Genomic DNA, 1,466 nt, shown 5'->3' with positions numbered 1-1,466 from the left:
AAGAGAGTCCAAAGTTATAGGGTCAAGTGACTAAGAGCATATGGTGGATGCCTTGGCGATGATAGGCGACGAAAGACGTGATAGCCTGCGATAAGCTTCGGGGAGCTGGCAAATAAGCTTTGATCCGGAGATTTCTGAATGGGGGAACCCACCTCGCAAGAGGTATCGTGCACTGAATACATAGGTGCACGAAGCGAACCTGGAGAACTGAAACATCTAAGTACCCAGAGGAAAAGACATCAACCGAGATTCCGATAGTAGTGGCGAGCGAATTCGGAAGAGCCTTGCAGTGATAGTCGATCAGTTAACAAAACGGCATGGAAAGGCCGACCATAGTGGGTGATAGTCCCGTATGTGAAAACCGATCGGTGGTACTAGGCTGCAGACAAGTAGGGCGGGGCACGAGAAACCCTGTCTGAATATGGGGGGACCATCCTCCAAGGCTAAATACTCATCATCGACCGATAGTGAACCAGTACCGTGAGGGAAAGGCGAAAAGAACCCCGGGAGGGGAGTGAAATAGATCCTGAAACCGTATGCTTACAAAAAGTCGGAGCCCTTAGGGGTGACGGCGTACCTTTTGTATAATGGGTCAGCGACTTACATTCAGTGGCAAGCTTAACCGAATAGGGGAGGCGAAGAGAAATCGAGTCCGAATAGGGCGACTAGTCGCTGGGTGTAGACCCGAAACCAAGTGATCTATCCATGGCCAGGATGAAGGTGCCGTAACAGGTACTGGAGGTCCGAACCCACTAATGTTGCAAAATTAGGGGATGAGCTGTGGATAGGGGTGAAAGGCTAAACAAACTTGGAAATAGCTGGTTCTCTCCGAAAACTATTTAGGTAGTGCCTCAAGTATTACCGTCGGGGGTAGAGCACTGTTTAGGCTAGGGGGTCATGGCGACTTACCAAACCTATGCAAACTCCGAATACCGACGAGTACAGCTTGGGAGACAGAGCACCGGGTGCTAACGTCCGGACTCAAGAGGGAAACAACCCAGACCGCCAGCTAAGGTCCCTAAAATTGGCTAAGTGGGAAACGAAGTGGGAAGGCTAAAACAGTCAGGATGTTGGCTTAGAAGCAGCCATCATTTAAAGAAAGCGTAATAGCTCACTGATCGAGTCGTCCTGCGCGGAAGATGTAACGGGGCTAAGCCAGTTACCGAAGCTGCGGATGCACAGTTTACTGTGCGTGGTAGGAGAGCGTTCTGTAAGCCTGTGAAGGTGTCTGGTAACGGATGCTGGAGGTATCAGAAGTGCGAATGCTGACATGAGTAGCGTTAAAGGGGGTGAAAAGCCCCCTCGCCGTAAGCGCAAGGTTTCCTACGCAACGTTCATCGGCGTAGGGTGAGTCGGCCCCTAAGGCGAGGCAGAGATGCGTAGCTGATGGGAAACAGGTCAATATTCCTGTACCGATCAATAGTGCGATGTGGGGACGGAGAAGGTTAGCTCAGCCAACTGTTGGA

The 1,466-nt window shown here is 51.0% G+C and carries 1 rRNA gene; it reads left to right on the top strand.

Annotation, left to right across the window (positions count from 1 at the left end):
- Nucleotides 1–20: 20 nt before the first annotated feature.
- Nucleotides 21–1,466 (top strand): 23S ribosomal RNA (locus AAIL67_RS24650); the annotation flags it as partial.

The sequence above is a fragment of the Comamonas sp. A7-5 genome, from assembly GCF_039581385.1.
Lineage (GTDB): Bacteria > Pseudomonadota > Gammaproteobacteria > Burkholderiales > Burkholderiaceae_C > Comamonas > Comamonas thiooxydans.
This window is presented reverse-complemented; position numbering and strand designations above follow the sequence as displayed.